The 18,648-nt window shown below is 67.3% G+C and carries 22 protein-coding genes; 12 read left to right on the plus strand and 10 right to left on the minus strand.

Annotated features, from left to right (window positions below; all coding sequences use genetic code 11):
• Positions 1-38: 38 nt before the first annotated feature.
• From ABZS29_RS35555 to ABZS29_RS35580, 6 genes are read left to right on the plus strand one after another with little or no spacing between them, the layout of a single operon-like run.
• The gene (locus ABZS29_RS35555; protein WP_355468923.1) at positions 39-749 is read left to right on the plus strand and encodes an SDR family oxidoreductase; all 711 of its coding nucleotides are present in this window, start codon (positions 39-41) and stop codon (positions 747-749) included.
• 1 nt (position 750) lies between these two features.
• On the plus strand, positions 751-1,839 hold the full coding sequence (locus tag ABZS29_RS35560; protein ID WP_355468925.1) for a YbfB/YjiJ family MFS transporter: 1,089 nt from the start codon (positions 751-753) through the stop codon (positions 1,837-1,839).
• Positions 1,836-2,162, plus strand: coding sequence for a hypothetical protein (locus ABZS29_RS35565; protein ID WP_355468927.1), 327 nt, complete (start codon positions 1,836-1,838; stop codon positions 2,160-2,162). Before ABZS29_RS35560 ends, ABZS29_RS35565 begins: the two co-directional genes overlap by 4 nt.
• Positions 2,163-2,173: 11 nt before the next feature.
• The gene (locus ABZS29_RS35570; RefSeq protein WP_355468929.1) at positions 2,174-2,569 is read left to right on the plus strand and encodes a VOC family protein; all 396 of its coding nucleotides are present in this window, start codon (positions 2,174-2,176) and stop codon (positions 2,567-2,569) included.
• A 23-nt stretch (positions 2,570-2,592) separates the two neighbouring features.
• Positions 2,593-3,381: an arylamine N-acetyltransferase gene (locus tag ABZS29_RS35575; RefSeq protein WP_355468931.1), complete on the plus strand. Its 789-nt coding sequence runs from the start codon at positions 2,593-2,595 to the stop codon at positions 3,379-3,381.
• Between the two features lie 48 nt (positions 3,382-3,429).
• Complete coding sequence (locus ABZS29_RS35580; RefSeq protein WP_355468933.1) at positions 3,430-3,669, plus strand: hypothetical protein; 240 nt, start codon at positions 3,430-3,432, stop codon at positions 3,667-3,669.
• 400 nt (positions 3,670-4,069) lie between these two features.
• Here the strand turns inward: ABZS29_RS35580 and ABZS29_RS35585 are convergent, their stop codons facing one another.
• The 4 genes from ABZS29_RS35585 to ABZS29_RS35600 all read right to left on the minus strand — a co-directional run bounded on the left by ABZS29_RS35585 (position 4,070) and on the right by ABZS29_RS35600 (position 6,219).
• Positions 4,070-4,732, minus strand: coding sequence for a zf-HC2 domain-containing protein (locus tag ABZS29_RS35585; RefSeq protein WP_355468934.1), 663 nt, complete (start codon positions 4,730-4,732; stop codon positions 4,070-4,072).
• Complete coding sequence (locus ABZS29_RS35590; RefSeq protein WP_355468936.1) at positions 4,729-5,238, minus strand: sigma-70 family RNA polymerase sigma factor; 510 nt, start codon at positions 5,236-5,238, stop codon at positions 4,729-4,731. Before ABZS29_RS35590 ends, ABZS29_RS35585 begins: the two co-directional genes overlap by 4 nt.
• A gap of 34 nt (positions 5,239-5,272) precedes the next feature.
• Positions 5,273-5,689: a DoxX family protein gene (locus ABZS29_RS35595; protein WP_355468938.1), complete on the minus strand. Its 417-nt coding sequence runs from the start codon at positions 5,687-5,689 to the stop codon at positions 5,273-5,275.
• A 119-nt stretch (positions 5,690-5,808) separates the two neighbouring features.
• Complete coding sequence (locus tag ABZS29_RS35600; protein WP_355468940.1) at positions 5,809-6,219, minus strand: MarR family transcriptional regulator; 411 nt, start codon at positions 6,217-6,219, stop codon at positions 5,809-5,811.
• Between the two features lie 51 nt (positions 6,220-6,270).
• On the opposite strand from ABZS29_RS35600, the gene ABZS29_RS35605 reads away from it, so the two are divergent.
• A complete protein-coding gene (locus ABZS29_RS35605) occupies positions 6,271-6,864 on the plus strand; it encodes a TIGR03086 family metal-binding protein (protein WP_355468942.1) in 594 nt (197 codons plus the stop codon).
• A gap of 12 nt (positions 6,865-6,876) precedes the next feature.
• On the opposite strand, the gene ABZS29_RS35610 is transcribed toward ABZS29_RS35605, so the two are convergent.
• On the minus strand, positions 6,877-7,533 hold the full coding sequence (locus ABZS29_RS35610; RefSeq protein WP_355468944.1) for a type 1 glutamine amidotransferase domain-containing protein: 657 nt from the start codon (positions 7,531-7,533) through the stop codon (positions 6,877-6,879).
• 73 nt (positions 7,534-7,606) lie between these two features.
• Here ABZS29_RS35610 and ABZS29_RS35615 point away from each other — a divergent pair, with 73 nt between their 5' ends.
• The gene (locus tag ABZS29_RS35615; RefSeq protein WP_355468945.1) at positions 7,607-8,476 is read left to right on the plus strand and encodes a LysR family transcriptional regulator; all 870 of its coding nucleotides are present in this window, start codon (positions 7,607-7,609) and stop codon (positions 8,474-8,476) included.
• Here the strand turns inward: ABZS29_RS35615 and ABZS29_RS35620 are convergent.
• The 3 genes from ABZS29_RS35620 to ABZS29_RS35630 all read right to left on the minus strand — a co-directional run bounded on the left by ABZS29_RS35620 (position 8,456) and on the right by ABZS29_RS35630 (position 11,632).
• Complete coding sequence (locus ABZS29_RS35620; RefSeq protein WP_355468947.1) at positions 8,456-10,396, minus strand: heparinase II/III family protein; 1,941 nt, start codon at positions 10,394-10,396, stop codon at positions 8,456-8,458. The two genes, ABZS29_RS35615 and ABZS29_RS35620, sit on opposite strands and share 21 nt — an antisense overlap.
• A 102-nt stretch (positions 10,397-10,498) precedes the next feature.
• The gene (locus tag ABZS29_RS35625; protein ID WP_355468949.1) at positions 10,499-11,044 is read right to left on the minus strand and encodes a hypothetical protein; all 546 of its coding nucleotides are present in this window, start codon (positions 11,042-11,044) and stop codon (positions 10,499-10,501) included.
• Complete coding sequence (locus ABZS29_RS35630; protein WP_355468951.1) at positions 11,045-11,632, minus strand: hypothetical protein; 588 nt, start codon at positions 11,630-11,632, stop codon at positions 11,045-11,047.
• Positions 11,633-11,832: 200 nt separating this feature from the next.
• Between ABZS29_RS35630 and ABZS29_RS35635 the strand changes: the two genes are divergently transcribed.
• Both ABZS29_RS35635 and ABZS29_RS35640 read left to right on the plus strand, forming a co-directional pair.
• On the plus strand, positions 11,833-13,065 hold the full coding sequence (locus ABZS29_RS35635; protein WP_355468953.1) for a cation:proton antiporter: 1,233 nt from the start codon (positions 11,833-11,835) through the stop codon (positions 13,063-13,065).
• A 26-nt stretch (positions 13,066-13,091) separates the two neighbouring features.
• Positions 13,092-13,496, plus strand: a complete 405-nt coding sequence (locus ABZS29_RS35640) for a PPOX class F420-dependent oxidoreductase (protein WP_355468955.1) — start codon at positions 13,092-13,094, stop codon at positions 13,494-13,496.
• Here ABZS29_RS35640 and ABZS29_RS35645 read toward each other — a convergent pair.
• Both ABZS29_RS35645 and ABZS29_RS35650 read right to left on the minus strand, forming a co-directional pair.
• Complete coding sequence (locus tag ABZS29_RS35645; RefSeq protein ID WP_355468957.1) at positions 13,487-14,962, minus strand: HAMP domain-containing sensor histidine kinase; 1,476 nt, start codon at positions 14,960-14,962, stop codon at positions 13,487-13,489. The two genes, ABZS29_RS35640 and ABZS29_RS35645, sit on opposite strands and share 10 nt — an antisense overlap.
• Positions 14,955-15,632 carry a response regulator transcription factor gene (locus ABZS29_RS35650; protein ID WP_355468959.1) on the minus strand — a complete coding sequence of 226 codons (678 nt, stop codon included), beginning with the start codon at positions 15,630-15,632 and terminating at the stop codon, positions 14,955-14,957. The genes ABZS29_RS35645 and ABZS29_RS35650 overlap by 8 nt, the downstream gene beginning before the upstream one ends.
• 91 nt (positions 15,633-15,723) lie before the next feature.
• Between ABZS29_RS35650 and ABZS29_RS35655 the strand changes: the two genes are divergently transcribed.
• Together ABZS29_RS35655 and ABZS29_RS35660 are read left to right on the plus strand one after the other, a co-directional pair.
• Positions 15,724-17,106, plus strand: a complete 1,383-nt coding sequence (locus ABZS29_RS35655) for a DUF2079 domain-containing protein (protein ID WP_355468960.1) — start codon at positions 15,724-15,726, stop codon at positions 17,104-17,106.
• Positions 17,107-17,186: 80 nt separating this feature from the next.
• Entirely contained in the window at positions 17,187-18,644 is a 1,458-nt protein-coding gene (locus ABZS29_RS35660) for a glycoside hydrolase (protein WP_355468962.1), read from the plus strand.
• The last annotated feature ends 4 nt before the right edge of the window (positions 18,645-18,648 follow it).

Here is an 18,648-nt window from a genome sequence, read left to right on the forward strand (position 1 = left end):
GACGACGATGAAAGTACAAACTTCAACCAAGGAGAACCATGACCACCCAGAAAGTCGCCGTCGTCACCGGAGCGTCCCAGGGCATCGGCGCCGGCCTCGTCACCGCCTACCGCAAGCTCGGGTACGCCGTCGTCGCGAACTCGCGGAACATCGCCCCCTCGGACGACCCGTTCATCCTGGCCGTCCCCGGCGACATCGCCGAGATCGGCGTCGGCACCGCGCTGATCGAGAAGGGCCTGGAGACCTTCGGCCGGATCGACACCCTGGTGAACAACGCCGGCGTCTTCGTCGCCAAGCCGTTCACCGACTACACCGACGAGGAGTTCGCCCAGGTCACCGGCATCAACCTGCGCGGCTTCTTCGACACCACCCGGCGGGCCGTGACCGCGATGCTCGAGAACGAGGACGGCGGACACGTCGTCAACATCTCCACCAGCTTCACCGACCACGCCGTCACCGCGGTCCCGGCGGCACTGGCCGCACTCACCAAGGGCGGCCTGAACTCCGTCACCAAGTCGCTCGCGATCGAGTACGCCGCCCGTGGCATCCGCTTCAACGCCGTCTCCCCCGGCGTGATCCGGACCCCGATGCACCCGGAGGAAAACCACGCGTTCCTCGCGGCGCTGCACCCGGTCGGCCGGCTCGGCGAGATCGACGAGATCGTCGACGCGGTCACCTACCTGGAGAACGCGAAGTTCGTCACCGGCGAGATCCTGAACGTCGACGGTGGCCAGCAGGCAGGCCACTGACATGAAGGACTGGCGGCTGGCGGGCCAAGGTGCGGCGGCTTTGGCCGGCGGGATGGGAATCGGACGCTTCGCGTTCACCCCGATCCTTCCGATCATGCAGGCCCAAGCCGGTCTCACCGCGCGCCTCGGCGCCTGGCTCGCCACCGCCAACTACCTCGGCTACCTGGCCGGCGCACTGGCTGCGATCGCTGTACCGCGGCTCGTCGGGTCCCGCTGGGCGCTCCGGTCGTCGCTGCTGATCCTGACCGCGACCCTCGCCCTGATGCCGCTCACCGGCAGCGCACAGCTGTGGCTCGTCCTCCGCCTCACCGCCGGTATCGCGAGCGCGTTGGTGTTCGTGATCGCGGTGAGCGCCGTACTGCCGCGGCTGCATGGTCATCACGTGGGCTGGGTCTTCGGCGGGGTCGGCGCCGGTATCGCCCTGTCCGGCGCTGCACTGGCCGGTCACGGCTGGCGGACGGCGTGGTTGCTTTCGGCCGCGCTCAGCATCGCTTGCGCGATCCCTGCCTGGAACCTGACCGGTACGCCGACCTCAGCGGCCGCGACTGATCGAGGCAGCTCACGGCACTTCGCCGCCCTCTTCACCAGCTACTCCCTGGAAGGGACCGGCTACATCGTCGCCGGCACCTTCTTGGTTGCCGCCATCAACGAAACCAGCACCGCCGGCAACGGCGCCTGGGTCATCGTCGGGCTGGCGGCGCTTCCCTCAACCGTCCTCTGGGCCCGGCTGAGCCGAACATGGCCACGCTCCACGGTGCTACTGACCGCGCTCGTCCTGCAGGCCGTCGGCATCGCGTTGCCGGTGGTCGTGCCAGGCGTGGCCGCAGCCTTGATCTCGGCAGCCTTGTTCGGCGGTACCTTCCTCGGCGTCGCCAACCTCGCCCTCGCGATCGGCACGGAGCTGCAGGTCCCGAGGGCGGTCGCCATCCTCACCACCGGCTACAGCGTCGGCCAGATCATCGGGCCGCTCGCCGTCGGACCCCTCTTGCACAACGGATATCACCAGGCGCTTCTGGTCAGCGCCGCCGTCGTGGCTCTCGCCGCGGTGGCAGCCCTGCCGGTCCGCCTTCACTCCAGGAGACTCACATGAAGGAAATCCTTGATCAATGGGCAGCAGGTATCGCCGCCCACGATTCGAAGGCCATTGCCGCGCTCTTCACCGAGGACGCGATCTTCCAAGGCCTCCACCCGTACGGCGTCGGCCGTGCCGCCGTGGCCGCGTACTACGACTCGCAACCGCTCGGCCTGACCGCGAAGTACGACGTACTGGAGACCCGGCAGTTGGCCGACAACCTGGAACTCGCGTATCTGTCGGTCGACTTCAGCTTCACCGATCGGCCGACGATCACCGTCAACCTCAGCGTGCTGCTGCGCGACGGCCTGATCGCGCACTATCAGGTCTCCCGGCTGTAGATACTGACTCCATGGGAGTCAAAGAGCTGCGGTTGGTAGTCACGGCGGACGACTACGACGAGGCGGTGACGTTCTACCGCGATGTGCTCGGGTTGACCGAGCGCGCCTCGTACTCGTCGGAGAACGGGCGGGTGGTGATTCTCGAGGTCGAGCGCGCGACCCTCGAGATCGCCGATCCGGGACAGGCCGACTTCATCGATCACGTCGAGGTCGGCCGCCGGGTCGCCGGGAAGTACCGGGTGGCGTTCGAGGTCGACGACGCGGCGGCGATGACGCGGACGCTGGAGGACGGTGGCGCGACCGTGATCGCCGAGCCGACCACGACCCCGTGGAACTCACTGAACGCCCGCTTGGAAACGCCTGGCGGCATCCAGCTCACTCTCTTCACCGAGCTTGACCTCAAGTGAACTTGAAATGCTGAGGTAGTCGCATGTGGAACATCGAGGCCCTCGATCTGACCGCCTACCTCAACCGGATCGGACATCCGCACGTCTCGCCCAGCGCCGAGAGCCTGCGGAGCCTGCATCGCGCGCACGTGCTGGCGATCCCGTTCGAGAACATCGACGTCGTTCTCGGGACGCATCCCGGGATCACCCTCGAGGCGATCCAGAACAAGCTGGTCGGCCGGCAACGCGGAGGTTACTGCTACGAACACACACTGCTGTTCGGCGCCGCCCTCGAACGCCTCGGCTTCGCGGTCGATCGACGGGTCGCGAGAGTCCAGCCGCACAAGGCAGGACCACGCACCCACGCACTGCTCAAGGTCGGCGTCGACGACCAGGAGTTCCTTGCCGATGTGGGATTCGGCGCCGGTCAGCTCTACCCGACGCCGCTCATAGACGGCGTGAGCGTCGATCAAGGCGGCTGGGATCATCAGCTGACGCGCACGAAAGACGTGTGGACGTTGGCGAAACGCACAGCCGACGGCTGGGAACCGCAGCACGCGTCGAACGACGAACCGGTCCGTCCGATCGACTACGAGGTCTATCACCACTACGTTTCCACGCATCCGCACTCGCCGTTCACCGGTCGCCCGGTGGTGATGCGCGTTGCGGACGGCGTCGTACGGCGGTTGGTCGGTTCCGAGCTCACCACCGAGTACGCCGACGGCCGGTCCACGACACGCGCCGTACCGGCTGACGACCTGCCGGAAACCCTTGCGGGACTCGACGTTGTGCTCAGCGACGAGGAGATCGATCGGTTGAAGCTTGTCCGCTGAGACACGCTCGAACAGGCGGTATCGGCGAAAAACGCTTATTCTACGGCCATGAGTGAGTTCGAACCCGGCGCCGACCTGGTGTCCCGCCTCCCTCTGCCTGGCCATGTGGTCGTCCTCGTGGACGACCGATGGCACCGCGGCTGGTTGATCGGCCGCGAGCACGAGGAGTCGGGATGGACCGGTACGGTGCAGTACGAGGACGACGAGGGTCTGGAGCGGACGGAACGCCTGCCGGCGGACCGGATCGCGCTGGCCGCGCCGCCCGCGCCGAACGAGCAGGCCTCGTAGGAAGGCCGGAGAAAACATGAGAAGGCCCCCGGGATGCGAGTCAACCGGGGGCCTTCTGCTGTAACGCCGGGCCGGGGCGCCTCATCGACGGACGAGAACCCCGTCCCAGGCCCTTCGGGCGGTTGACCTGGGACGGGATCCTCAGTGGCGTTACACACGGTGTATCGCTGGTGACGACCGAAGCGTTACACGAATCAGGAAAAATTCTTCCCCGGTGGTGGGCAGGGGTCGGCCCCGGTGCACTCATCCCTGAACACCGGGGCCTGAGCCGACGGCCTCGCGCGCGACTGGCGGCTCGTGATTCTCAGGTGCCCCGGCACTCCTGTGTCATGCACATCTGAGCCACCGAATCCAACAGAACCGCACAGTTCAGCAAACGCAGTGCTCACAAATGCACGGCTCAGAAATGCACGGCCAGCAGGATGCGGCCGGTCTCCGAGCTGCGGATGTCCAGCGCGCGGATCTCGCTCCGCTGCAACTTCGTGGTCGCGGCCGGCTTCACCGTCGTACCGGGGGCGGAGGTCCAGCTCGCCAGCAACTGCGCCTTGCCCGAGGCATCAGTGAGGTACAACTCGTAGCCTCGGGCCCGCTCACTCGGGGTCGCGAGCTCGTCGTACCGGCAGCTGATCTCGATGGTCGTGCCCCAGCGCTCCGGCACCAGCCGGGCATCGGCGGACAGCTTGCTCTCCACGGTCTGCGCGAGGACGACATAGTCACCCTCGGGCTCGTCCTGCACCAGCGGGACGGCGAGTACGGCGCCGATCCCGATCGAGACCGCTGCCACCGCGGCGACGAGGCCGGCCACGCGGAACCGTCGGCGCCGGCGATCTTCGGCCACCTTGCGCGCCAGGCCGGGCAGCACATTCGGCGTACTGATCGAGACCGCGGTCATCGCCTGATCGCTCGGCAACGCGCTCAGCGCGGCGAGCACGGGGGTCACGGACGCCACTGCCGCGGAGCACTCGTCACAGTTCGTCAGATGCTTCTCGTACTCGCGGCGCTCGGAGGCCGACAGGGCACCCAGCAGATAAGCCGCGTCCCACTCCCGGTACTTGTCACTCATTGACTCGTCACCCCCTTCTCCTGCAACGCGAGCTTCAACGCCCGCAACCCGTAGTGCAGCCGCGACTTCACGGTGCCCGACGGGATGTCCAGCTCCTCGGCGATGTCAGTGACGGTACGACGCCCGAAGTACGCCCGGACGATCACCTGCCGATGCTCCTCCGACAACTGTGCCAGCGATTCGGCCACCAGCCAGGCATCCAGTACGGCGTTCGCGTGATCGGTACTGGGTCGCTCGGGCAGGTCGCCGCTGGCCACCTCACGGTTGACCCGGGCACTGCGCCGGTCGTCGATGACGAGATTGCGCGCCACCGTGAACAGCCAGGCCCGGGCCCCCGCTTCGTCCTCGGTCAATATCTGCGGCCGTCGCCATGCCCGCAGCAGGGTCTCCTGGACGACGTCCTCGGCCAGTCGGTCGTCGCCGGTCAGCCGCACCACGAACCGCCACAGCGCCGGCGCATGCACATCGTGCAGCTCGCGCAGCATCGCGGCCCGGTCGTCGGCCATCGGGGCTCCTGCTCTGTCGGGCATGGCTAACAAATCACTCGGTCGCGACCACCGCCGGCTGCCGCTGCGTGCTCGCCGGCTTCCGCTCCAGCGCCCAGGCGCCGTTACCGAGGAAGGCGATCAGCAGAAAGGCGAAGCAGAACAGCGCCGCTTTCTCGCCACCATTCTGCACGGGCAGCAAAGCGTCCACCTGATGAACGGTGAAGTAGGCGAACGCCATCGACCCCGAGCAGAGCAACGCGGCGTACCGGGTTCCGAGCCCGATCGCGACCAACGTACCTCCGACCAGCTGGATCAGGGCTGCCCACCAGGACGGCCAGACGAACGCCTCGGTCTGCTTGGACCCGAGGACACCGAACAACGACGCGGCGCCGTGACATGCGAACAGGAATCCGACCACGATCCGGAAAACAGCGATCACCTGTGACTGATAACGCTCCAACACGTGCATGAGCCTCACTCCTCAAGGGGCGGTTCAAGGACTTGCTCATGCGAACGGATCCCCGGCTCAGAAGGTTCAACCGAAAGTGACCTTTACGTCACAGGCGGAATCCGTTGTGCTAAATCGGTCTACTGTTGTAGAGCCTTCAACGACCGGATCAACGCCTCGCGGTCATCCGCCGGCAGCGCCCCGAGCAACTCGTCCTCGTACGCCCGGATGCCCTTGCGCACCGCACGGCGTACCCGGCGTCCCTTGGCCGTGATCGACAGCAACCGGACCCGGCGATCGTCGGGATCCGGCGTCCGCTCGATCAGGCCGGCCGACTGCAGCTCGTCGAGCGTGCCGATGATCCGCGACTTGTCCGCGCCGATCGCCTCGGCCAGCGCCGCCTGGGTGCGCACCGGCGTCTCGTCCAGCGCGGTCAGCACCGAGTAGCCCCACATCGAGACGCCATGGGTGGCGAGGATCGGTGTCTCGGCGGCGATCAGCACCCGCACCAGCGGATACAGCATCGCCGCGAGGTCCGGGCGATCATCCATGTCCGGACGATAACACTGGCGAAATCATATGCATGCGCTTATGATCAGCGCATGCCTACTATCGATTTCGTCTCCCTCGACCGCCGCGCCGTCAACACCAGCATCGAACTGGCGGCCGGCGTCACCGACGCCGATCTCGCCAAGCCGACCCCGTGCCGCGCCTGGACGGTCTACGGCCTGCTCGCGCACATGGCCACGCAGCACTACGGCTTCGCGGCGGCCTCCCGCGGCGACGCCGACCCGGAGGTCTGGAAGCTGCGCGACCTCGGCGCCGACCCCGTCCAGGCGTACATCGAGTCCGCCGAGCACGTGCTCGCAGCCTTCGCCGAGGACGGCGTGACCGAGCGGATCTTCCCGCTGCTGGAGTTCGGTCCGGACGTGAAGGCGCCCGGCCACCAGGCGATCAGCTTCCACTTCATCGACTACGTCGTCCACAGCTGGGATCTGGCCACGGCTCTCGGCATCACCGTCGACTTCACTGTCGATGTCCTCGACGCCGCTCAGACGGTCGCCCAGATCGTCCCGGTCGGCGAAGCCCGACTCGTCCCGGGCGCCGCCTTCGGGCCTGACCTGCCCTACACCGGCACCAACCAGCTCGACCAGATCGTCGCCGTGCTCGGTCGCTCGCCGGCCTGGCCGTTCTAGCCCTTTGCCGCTTCAGCCGAGGAGCTTCGCAACACCCTCGGCGGTGACGTGGGCGGACTGCGGGTTCTGGCCGGTGACGAGCCGCTCATCGGTCACGGCCTGCGGGGTCCAGTTGTGGGCCGGCTGGTGGATCGCGCCGCGCTCGGTCAGCTTGTCGGCAAGCAGGAACGGGACGACCTCGGTCAGGCCGACGGCCGCTTCCTCGGCATTGGTGAAGCCGGCGACGTTCTTGCCGTCGACGAGGTAGGACCCGTCGGACAGTTTCAGGTTCACCAGCGCCGACGGCCCATGGCAGACCGCGGCCACCACACCACCCCGCTCGTAGATGTCAGCGGCCAGCTTCAGCAGATCATCAGCCGCGGGGAAGTCCCACATCGCCCCATGTCCGCCGGCGAAGAAGATCGCGTCGTACGCCGACGCGTCCAGGTCGGCGGCGACCGGAGTGTTCTCGAGGTCGACCGCACCGAGGAACTTCTGCTGGAGCGGGTCGCTCTCGTCGAGGCCATCGACGGGCGGCCGCCCACCGGCGACGGACACCAGCCCGACCTCGTAGCCGGCCTCGGTGAAGACGGCCCACGGCTCGGCGGCCTCAGAAACGTAGAAGCCGGTCTTCCGCCCGGTGTCGCCGAGCTCGGAGTGGCTGGTCAGTGCAATCAGTACGCGTGTCATGTCCCCCATCATGCGTCGAGGTCGCTATAGGAAACCAATAGGCATTCGTTGGTCGAGGCATAAGATTGCCGATATGTCGCTGGATCTGCTCCGCACCTTCCTCGCCGTCCACCGGGCCGGATCGGTCACGGCCGGCGCACAAAGCCTCGGCCTCTCCCAGCCCACCGTGACCGCCCACCTCAAGACGCTCGAGCACACCCTCGGCCGCCCGCTCTTCGACCGCCTGCCCCGCGGCATCCGCCCCACCAGCGCAGGCGACGAACTCGCCCGCCGCATCGCCGACCCGCTCGACACCCTGCAAACCCTCCTGCAGACCGAACTCGACGACCCCACCCCCGCCACCCTGCACCTCGGCGGCCCCTCCGACTTCCTCTGCCACCAGGTCCTCCCCGCCCTGGCCGGCCGGATCGCCGCCGGCCTCCAGGTCCGCACCACCTTCGGCCTCCCCGACGAACTCCTCGACCGCCTGCAGGACCGAAGCCTCGACCTGGTCGTCAGCTCCACCCGTCCCCGCCGCCCCGGCCTCCGCGCAACCCCCTGCTACGACGAAACCTTCGTCCTGGTCGCCGCTCCGCACTGGGCCCGCAAGACCCCGGTCACCACCGCCGACGCCCTCCGCACCATCCCTCTGATCGCCTACGCCGAAGAGGCTCCCATCCTCCGCCGCTACTGGCGGACCGTCTTCAACACCCGCCTCACCCGGACCCCCGACCTGGTCGTCCCCGACCTCCGCGGCGCCCTCACCACCACCCTCGCCGGCGCCGGCCTCACCGTCCTCCCCACCTACCTCTGCCACCCCCACCTCACCAACGGCACCCTCGTCGCCCTCGCCAACCCCGAACTCCCACCCCTCAACACCCTCTACCTGACAACCCGCACCGACACCACGACAACCGCCGTACAGGCCGAGTTGCTCGCGGCTCTACGCCAGGCGGACCAGTGAACCGCCGCCGGTGACTCCGATCGAGGTCTTCAGGCCGTCCACGGTGAGGTCGACGACGTACGTCGTACCGGACTGGCGGGTCGTGTAGCCGATCTTGGCGTTCGCCCGGAGCGGGATCAGGAACGACAGGATCGAGGCCGACGTGCCGATCCGCGCCTCGACGACGGTCGGAGCCTGGTAGCGAAGATCCGGGGTCGGGTAGTGCCAGCCCTGAATCGGGCGGGTCAGACCTTTCCTGACCAGCGTCGCGCCGGCCGGAATCGCTTGCTTGTAAGGAACCTGGAGTATCACTGTCCTGGTGTTCTCGCCAGCCTTCCGGGCGACCGCGACGGATCGCGACTCGATCACGACGTTCTGATCCGACGGTAGGTGCCACAGGGTCTGGAACTGCTGTGACTTCGTGGCGGTCGCACGGTCAAGGGTGACGATGAGGTCCGGCTTCCGTACGACGAGCACCGCCCGAGTTCGGTTCACACCGACCCCGGGAGAGTCCTTCAGCTCGTAGAAGTCCGCCTGGTCCCGCAGCGTGTAGCGCTCCAGCTTGGTCGCCTGCATCGGGTCCGCGGATTGCGGGACCGTCATCGAACTGTGGGCCAACGGCCCCTTCGCCCACGTCCGCCACGGGCTGTTCTTGTACCCCGGATACCCCGGATCGATCAGGATGTCCCGACCGCGGGCCTGATAGGTCAGGCCGTCGTGATCGCTGTGCCCGTGCACCATCCGCCGCGGACCAAAGCGCAGGCTGTACGCCGATTCGCCGGCGAACGGGGTCGTCGTACCCCATCCGGAGCGGCCGAACGCGAAACCGGCTGTCGTGTACAGGCCGACGCGCTCGGCCGGCGGCGTACCGGACTGGCCTGCGGTGGCGACGTACTCCAGCGGCGTACCGGCGATGTTGTAGGTCTTGACGGTGTCGGTGTCACCGATCTGCTGCAGGGTCCCCTTGGGTGTGGTGGCATGAGCGACGAACTTGGCCAGCAGCACCCGCCGCTGGTTGATCGTCGTCCCCGGATCGGTTCCGCAGTTCACCATCGCGTCGACCGCGCGGCCCCACAGCGAATAGTTGAACTGCGCGTACCCGGTGGACTGCTCGTTCGTCCCGCCCTGCGGATCGATCGAGGTCGTGATGCCGGTCGCGAACCGCTGCTGGGCCAGCTGCAGGAAGTCCTCGCGATTCAGCGTGCACCCGACGCCGAACAGAGCGATGCTCTCATCGGTCCCGTGGTTCCAGGCGCCGCTCCAGTTGTTGGTCAGAAAGGTGCCATGGTCAACCAATGCCTTGTCGAGCCAGGCGTACTCCGCCGGCAGCGTCTCGACCGCGCGGTTGGCCAAGACGGCCTGACGCACGCAGATCAGCACATTCGTTCGGTGCATGGTCGACTCCCAGGCGCCGAGATCGGCCTTCCAGGAATACGGGTTGTCCGTGACCCAGTCCCGCGCGATCGCAGTCATCCGCGCCATCGCCGCGGCGTCCCCCTGAGCCGCCGCGGTCACCGACTGACCGATCCAGCGCAGCGAGTGGAACCACATGTACCAGCTGGGATTGTCGTACGGATTGAGCTTCCAGTTGATGTTTCCGTTGCCGTCGCCAACTTTGTACGGCGGGAATGTGCCCCAGATGAACGTGTCATCCAGCACTGCCGTGAGCGGTACCGCGTCATCGATCGTGCTGAACCCCGGACAGACGTAGGTACCTGCCGCTGCCTTTGCGGCTGGGTTGCGCCTGATATCCGTGGCTCCCTTCGCGGTTGCCGGCACCACATTCGATGCCTCAGGCACGAATTGGGCATCCTCAGGCTCCGGAACATCCGCCGCGATGCGGATTCCCGGACCATTTGCCGGCTGGCCGCTCGCCATCGCGGGCATCGCCAGCGCCGTACCGACGACTAGGCCCGCAACACCCCAGATCGAACACTTCACAGCCCCCACCTCCCGTTGCCCTCCCCCGGAGGTACCAACTCCCCTCTTCCGATGGAACAACAGATCAGCGCCAGATCCAATGGCCTAGGGCAACTTTCTGGTCTACGCCGGTGGGATTGTCTCGTGGGTGATGGGACTGGGCATGCCTCGGCGGAAGGGGCGGGGGTAGTAGGTGGCGGGCTGGTCGGTGGGGAGGAGGGGCAGGTTGAAGGTTGTGGTGTTGGGGTCCAGGTAGGCAGCGACCTCGGCGGGTTGAGCTGTACGGCGGCGCTCGAGTAGGTAGCCGTCTTCGTCGGTGCTGGTGTCTGTCCAGGTGAGCTGGATTTCTTGGGGTTGCCGGCGGGCCGTTGCCGCTTCGCCCGGTGGGGCGGTGAGCGGCGTGACGCGGTAGTAGAACGTTGTCGCAGGCATCAAATCGGGATGCTGGAACTCGCGGCGATCCGGCGGCAGGAAGTCGAGGATCGTGTACTCACCGTTCTTCTCGGTCGCGTACTCGACCATCAGGTACGCCGCGTCGGCGGGCGCACCCGACCAGCGCAGCGTCACGTCGTCCGCGACCAGGCTCGCCGTCAGCTGAAACCCCTGCTGCTGACCGCCCGAACCGCAACCGGCCAGCAGCAGGAGCAAGCACACGAAGAGAACTCGCATCTACTTGCGCCAGAACTGCACGCCGCTCCACTGAACCTGGATCGGACCCGCGCCACTGGCTGTCCGGTACGAACCGAACTTGTCGTAGAAACTCCCACCCGGGCTGGACATGGTGTGCTTCAGCGAGCCGTTGATATAGGTCCGGTGCTGACTGCCCACCTGGTGCACCGTGTTCACCCGGACCGTCGTACCGACCGTCGCGCCACCCGCGATCGTGTCGCCGCCAACGCGGTACAGCCGGCCGCCGCTCTCCACCGCCAGCATGAAGTACGGCCCGGAACCGCTCTCGTTGAAGGTCTGCTTGAGACTGATCCGGCTGCCGGTCATCGACGTGATCCGGAACGACCCTTCGAACTGCCGGGTCCCACTCGAGTACGTCGCGTACCGGCGTTCGGCGCGTTGGTCACCACTGCTGGTCGAGCAGGTGAGCCGGAAGGTCAAGCCGTCGATCTGGCCGCAGCCGCGTTCCTGTTCGGTGAACGACGGCGAGTACGAGGTCCAGCCGCCAGGCTCGACCTGGGCGTGCGCGGCCGTCGGGGCAACCAGGCCGAGCACAACGGCAGTGCAGAGTGTGCGCAGGATTTTCATCGCATTTACCTCATCGGAAAGTCGGGGCGGTAACTGTCCGCGTACGCGAGCTCACCGTAAGGCAAACGCTTACCCGTCAGCTAGTGGCTGGCATGGGATTTTCCGGACCCCAGTTCCACGGCCGAATTACACCTTCCGTCACCGCACCGGAACTGGGCCGTCCTACGGTTTTCACCGGATCCGGGAAGGTGGTGAGTACCGTGACGACGCATCAAGCCTGCTTTCTCCTCGTCGGCGTTGCCGTGATCCTGCTGGCCACCAGGCTCGCCGGGAACTTCGCCGAACGGCTGCGGCAGCCCCGGGTGATCGGCGAGATGGCGGCCGGCATCCTGCTCGGCCCGACCTTTTTCCACGGTTTGTTGCCCACGGCCCTCTTCCCGGCGGACGTCAGACCGCTCCTGTCGGCGCTGGCGAATCTGGGGGTCGCGGTCTTCATGCTCCTGGTCGGTCTCGAGCTCGATCACCGGATCGTGCGTGGCAACTCCGCGGCGGCGCTGACCACCTCGCTCGGCGCGGTACTGGTGCCGTTCGGGATCGGCTTCGGGATCTCGTTCGTCCTTCGGCGGCCGGACAGCTCGATGCCCGGCTTCGCGCTCTACATCGGTACGGCGTTGTCCATCACCGCGTTCCCGGTACTGGCCAGGATCCTGCGCGACCGCGACCTGCAGCGCACCGAGATCGGAGGGCTCGCCCTGACCTGCGCTGCCCTCGCCGACCTGGCGGCCTGGACGATCCTCGCGGGAGTGGTCGCCGTCCTCGGGGCCGCGAACCACCCCTGGCGGCTCGCCCTCGTTGCGCCGTACCTGCTCGTGATGCTGTTCGCTGTCCGACCGCTCCTGCGCCGCCTCACCCAACGGGAGCCGAATGCCACGGCGATCGTGGCGGTCGTCGCCGGTCTGCTGCTGTCCGCGGCCTGCACCGAATGGCTCGGGCTGCACTTCATCTTCGGCGCCTTCTTCTTCGGCGTCCTGATGCCCCGAACCGGAGCCGAACGGCTCACCCGCGTCCTGCACGACCGCGTCGACACCTTCAGTACGACGCTGCTGCTGCCAATCTTCTTCGTGATGGCCGGGCTCCAGGTGAACCTCTCCGGCCTCACCGTCGCCGGTCTCGGCGAACTGGCTCTCGTCCTGGTCGCCGCGATCGCCGGCAAACTCGGCGGCGCCTACCTCGGTGCGCGGCTCGGCCGCAGACCCCGGCGCGAGGCCGCCGTCCTCGCCGCGCTGATGAACACCCGTGGCCTGACCGAACTCATCGTGCTCAGCCTCGGCCTGCAACTCGGCATCATCGACGGCTACCTCTACTCGCTGCTGGTCGTGATGGCTCTGGTCACCACCGCAATGACCGGCCCGCTCCTCACCCTTCTGCTACGCGCAGCGGAGGGCGAGCTCATGGTCACGCCGGTCGGCGAACGCATCCGGCCGGATGCCTAGACCCACACTCCGCATAACCTCACTTCATGCCCGCCGAACTCTCCGAAGCCGCCCGCGCCCTCCTCGACGACACCAACGTCGGAGTGCTCACCACCCTCAGCTCCACCGGCGCCCCGCGGAACACCGTCGTCTGGGTCGGCCGCGACGGCAACGACGTACTGATCTCGTCCGACGCCGCCTACTACAAGACCCGCAACCTGGTCGCCGACCCCCGCACCAGCCTCCTCGTCATCGACCGCGCCAACCCCATGCGCTACCTCGAGGTCGTCGCCAAGGCCGTCATCACCCCCGACGAGGACCGCGCCCTGGCCCAGACCCTCGCCATCAAGTACGCCACCAAAGAAGCCGCCGACGAGTACGCCGCCCTCCCACCCGAGGTGAAGCGCGTCGTCATCCGCCTCACCCCCGACCGCGTCAACGATCACACCTGACGGAGTACGAGGACGAAGCGCGCCCCACCATCGGGCGCTTCGGCCGCCGTCAAGGTGCCGTGGTGGCGAAGTGCGATCTCCCGCGCGATCGCCAACCCGAGGCCCGCCCCACCGGCGTCGCGACTCCGCGCTTCGTCCAGGCGGGTGAACCGCTCGAACACCCGCTCCCGCTCTGCCTCCGGAATCCCGGCGCCGTCGTCATCGATCCGCAGTACGACGTTCCCGTCCTGCTGCTCGATGCCAACGGCAACCGATGTCCGGGCGTGCCGGATCGCGTTGTCGACGAGGTTGCGAACCAGGCGCGCCAGTTGCGCGGCGTCACCGGCGACCAGCACCGACTCCGGGGCGTCGAAGGTGAGCTCGGGTCCCTCGTCGACCCGCCGCGCCAGCTGTCGCCGTACCAGCTCGGCGAGATCGACCGGCTGATGCACGGTGCCTGGCTCAGCATCGAGTCTTGCCACCAGCAACAAGTCGTCGGCCAACTGCTGCAGGCGCTTCGTCTCCTCGATCGCGGTCCCGCTCACCTTCGTCCAGTCCGCACGGTCGGGGTGCTCGTCCGCCACCTCGAGAATCGCGCGCAGACTGGAGATCGGGCTCCGCAGCTCGTGGGCCGCGTCGGCCACGAAACCACGCTGCTGCTCAGCCGCCGCCTCCAGCCGAGCCAAGGTCTCGTTCAACGTGGTCGCCAACCGAGCCACGACATCCCCGGTCCTCGGCACCGGCACCCGTTCATGCAGATTCCGCTGGCTGATCGCCGCGGCCTGAGCCCGCATCCGCTCAACCGGCCGCAGCGCCGTCCGCGTCCCGACGTAGGCGCCCAGCATGATGATCAGGACCGCCAACGGCAACGCAGGCTTGAGCACGCGGTCCACATCGGCCACCGCATCCTCGGCCTCGAACGGCAGCACGAAGACGGTGATTGCCAGCGTTCCGTGCAGCCGCCCGGGCTCCTTGTCCAGCCGCCTGAACTCGAAGCCGAGCCCCACTGTTCGATAGGCTTTCAGCCGCCGTCCGGATAGTCGCCCGACGGTTGCGCAGATCGACCGGTCCGATTCCAACGTACACGCGTGCTGCTGCAGCTTGGGATCCGGTGCTCCGAAGGTGATGGCGCGATCGCCGTCCCACGCTATTGCCTCACGGGGAAGCGGCCGGGGCTGGATCGGCCGACCGTTCGTCTGGAAGGGCGCGAGCGCGGGGTGGATCTTCACAGTTCGGCCCGCACTGTCGATGATCTCGTAAAGCTGCGTAGTGGCCGGAAAGGTGACTGTCGACGCATTCCCGCGATGGAGCTCAACTGCCAGGTTGTCAGCGATCAGGTCGCGCGTCGTGTTCGCACGCTCGCGCTCGACCTCGTACCGCGAGGTGTAGACCTCGTGCCGAATCCAGTAGGCGAACCCACCTGCGAGTAATGCACTGATCAACCCGGCGACCACCGTCACCCGGGCCGCCGTGGACAGCCTAGGCATGAGCGCTCCCGATCAGCCGATAGCCCATGCCTCGAACGGTCTGCAGCGTCTTCCGGCCGAAGGGCTGATCGATCTTGCGGCGGAGCGCGCTCACGTGGACCTCGACGACGTTCACGTCGCCGTCGTAGTGCGCGTCCCACACCTGGTCGAGGATCTCGCGTTTCGTGACGACCACATCGGGCCGGCGCACCAAGCACTCGAGGATCGCGAATTCCCGTGCGGTCAGCTCGATCGCTGTGTCACCCCGCCGGCAGGTGCGGGCGGCCGGGTCGATGACCAGGTCGCCGACCTCCAGCGCGGCGCGGACCGAACCGCTGCGCCGCAACAGCGCGCGGATCCGCGCGACCAGGACGACGTACGAGAAGGGCTTGGTCAGGTAGTCGTCGGCGCCGGTGTCGAGTCCTTCGGCCTGGTCGTACTCGCCGTCCTTGGCGGTCAGCATCATGATCGGAGTGCTGACACCGGTACGGCGCAGGCTCTCGCAGACCCGGTATCCGTTCAGCCCGGGGAGCATCACGTCGAGGATGATCGCGGCGTACTCGTTCTCCTCCGCGGCCCACAACGCCTCCGGACCGGTGTGCACAACGTCCACGGTGAAGCCGTGGGACTCCAGGCCCCACTTCACCGCTGCCGCGAGCCGTTGCTCGTCCTCCACCACCAGTAGCCGCACGGATCCAGGTTCGCACGCCCTGCGGATCATCCTGAAGAACGCTTCAGGTCGCTTCAGGTTCTCTTGGGCGGGCCCTTTCCATACTCCGGGCATGATCACGACGTGGACAGACCGGTTCACCCGCGCCGCCGTACCGATCGCGGAGCACCGCGCCCGGGCCTGGCCGGCCGCCGCACTGGCGGGAGCGTTCGCCGTCGTCGAAGTCTGGTTCGTACTGATGCAGCATCGGTCGTACCGCACGGGCGCCTTCGATCTCGGCATCTTCGACCAGGCGGTCCACAGCTACGCCCACGGTCACCTCCCGGTCTCGACGATCCGCGACCCGAACCTGATCCTGCTCGGCGACCACTTCCACCCGATCCTGATCCTGCTGGCGCCGTTCCACCGGATCTTCCCGACGGCGGAAGCCCTGCTGGTCGCGCAGGCGTTGTTCTTCGCGGTCTCGGTCTTCCCGATCGCCCGGCTGGCCAGTACGACGTTCGGCCACCGGATCGGCCTGGTGATCGGGACCTGCTACGGCCTGTCCTGGGGACTGCTGAACGCGCTCACGTTCGACTTCCACGAGATCGCGTTCGCTGTCCCTCTGCTCGCGTTCGGCCTCGCCGAGTTCCTGCACGGACACCCCGGCCGCGCGGTCGCGATCGCTGCTCCCCTGGTTCTGGTGAAGGAAGATCTGGGGATGACACTGGCCGTGTTGGGGGTGCTGATCGCACTCCGCCCCGAGACTCGGCGGCTGGGGATCTTCACCGCGATCGGCGGCGCGGCCGCGTCGCTGCTCAGCGTCTTCGTGATCATCCCGGCATTCAGTGCCTACGGCAACTACCGGTACCTGGGCAAAGGCGGCCTGAAGGCTCCGGAGCCTGCGCTGTCCGGTGATCTGTTCACCTCGGACAAGCTCTGGCTGGTAGCGCTGATCCTGCTGCCCACGCTGTTTCTGGCGGTCCGATCACCAGTGGTTCTCCTGCTGCTGCCGACCCTCGGCTGGCGGCTGGGCAGCACCTACATCTTGTACTGGATCCCAACGTTCCACTACGACGCCGTCCTGATGCCCATCGTCTTCTGCGCACTGATCCACGGCCTCACGCTGATCCGCCCCCATCTGCTGGGCCGCCGGCGTCGGCTGCTTCTGCCACTCATCGCCACCGGGCTCTCGCTTTCCTGTCTCACCTTCTTCCTCCAGTCCGCGGCATCGGAAGGCCCCGGCCGCCCCGGAGAGTTCGCCGCAGCCGCCAATCGCCTCATCGACCGCATCCCGGCCAACAGCACCGTCAGTACGACCAACACCATCGCACCGCACCTCACCTCCAAGGCCGACGTCTACCTGCTCAAGTCCAACCGCCCGACCGAGTGGACACTCGTGCCGTATGACGACCCGCAGCTCACCTACCGCATCGCCGACCTCGTCATCCGCGACGACGACCTACTTCTGATGCACCACCCAGGCCCGACGTTGCCACCGCTCCGCGGGCGATGACCGTTGCGGAGGTGGGCAACTGGGTCCGGCCGGTCTAGGGTCGCGGTAGCTGCCTGCCGGACCGCCCCCTGGAGGATGCAATGCGCCGTCGTACCGTGCTGGGCTCGATCGTCGCCGCTCCGCTGAGCGCCGCCGTACTCGGACAGACCTCTCCCGCGGCCGCTGCGGCCGCGTCCATCGATCCACGCAGCGACTGGGGTGCGTGGGAGGGCTGGGGGACGTCGCTGTGCTGGTGGGGCAAGGCCCACGGCAACCGGGACGACCTGGCCGACATCTTCTTCACGCGGAACACGGTCGACTATCAAGGTACGGCGCTGCCCGGACTGGGGCTGACGATCGCGCGCTACAACGCCGGCGCGTGCTCGACGCAGCCGATCAACGGCGAGTCGATGGTTCGCTCGCCCTACATCGGCGATCCCCGGCAGATGGACGGGTACTGGCTCGACTGGTTCAGCTCGGCCCCGTCCTCGGCGAGCTGGAACTGGTACGTCGACAGCGCGCAGCGCAACCTGATGTGGAAGGCGCGCGACCGGGGCGTGAACCGGATCGAGCTCTTCTCGAACTCGCCGATGTGGTGGATGTGCCAGAACCACAACCCGTCCGGTTCCGCGAGCGGCGGTGACAACCTGCAGACCTGGAACCATCAGCAGCACGCTGTCTATCTCGCCACGATCGCCCGCTACGCGCACGACCACTGGGGTGTCGACTTCAGCTCGGTCGAGCCCTTCAACGAACCCGACGGCAGTTGGTGGAAGGCCGACGGCTCCCAGGAGGGCTGCCACTTCGAGCCGGCGACCCAACGCCCGGTCATCAACGCCCTCCGCGCGGAACTGAACGCCCGCGACCTCGGCTGGATGCCGATCGCCGCGTCGGACTGCTGGGGCTACGACTCCGCACTCTCCACCTGGAACAGCTTCGACACCACCACCCGCAACAACGTCGCCCGCATCAACGTTCACGGCTACCAGGCCGGCGGCGGCCGACGCGATCTCCTGTACGCCGCCGCGAAATCCGCCGGCCGCAAGATCTGGAACTCCGAGTACGGCGAGGGCGACGCCAGCGGCCTGTCGCTGGCCGGCAACCTCAACCTCGACTTCCGCTGGCTGCACCCGAGCGCGTGGGTCTACTGGCAGGTCGTCGACGGCGGCGGCTGGGGTCTCATCCAGGACCTCGGCAACAGCACGACCGGCCCGATCAATCCGAAGTACTACGTCCTCGCCCAGTACACCCGCCACATCCGGCCCGGCATGCGCATCCTCGACGGCGGCAACGGCAACACCATCGCGGCGTACGACGCGGCCGCGCGCAAACTCGTCATCGTCGCGATCAACTACGGCTCCGCGCAGTACCTGGACTTCGACCTCTCCCGCTTCACGAAGCCCGCCACCGACGGCGCTCTCGTGCCCCGCTGGGCCACCACGCCCGGCACGACTCATTACCAGTCCGCCCAGGACACGACCATGCACGGCACCCGCTTCTGGTCCTGGTTCGAACCCAACACCATCCAAACCTTCGAAGTACCAGACGTCACCCTCTAGGTTT

The sequence above is a fragment of the Kribbella sp. NPDC005582 genome (assembly GCF_040605415.1).
Lineage (GTDB): Bacteria > Actinomycetota > Actinomycetes > Propionibacteriales > Kribbellaceae > Kribbella.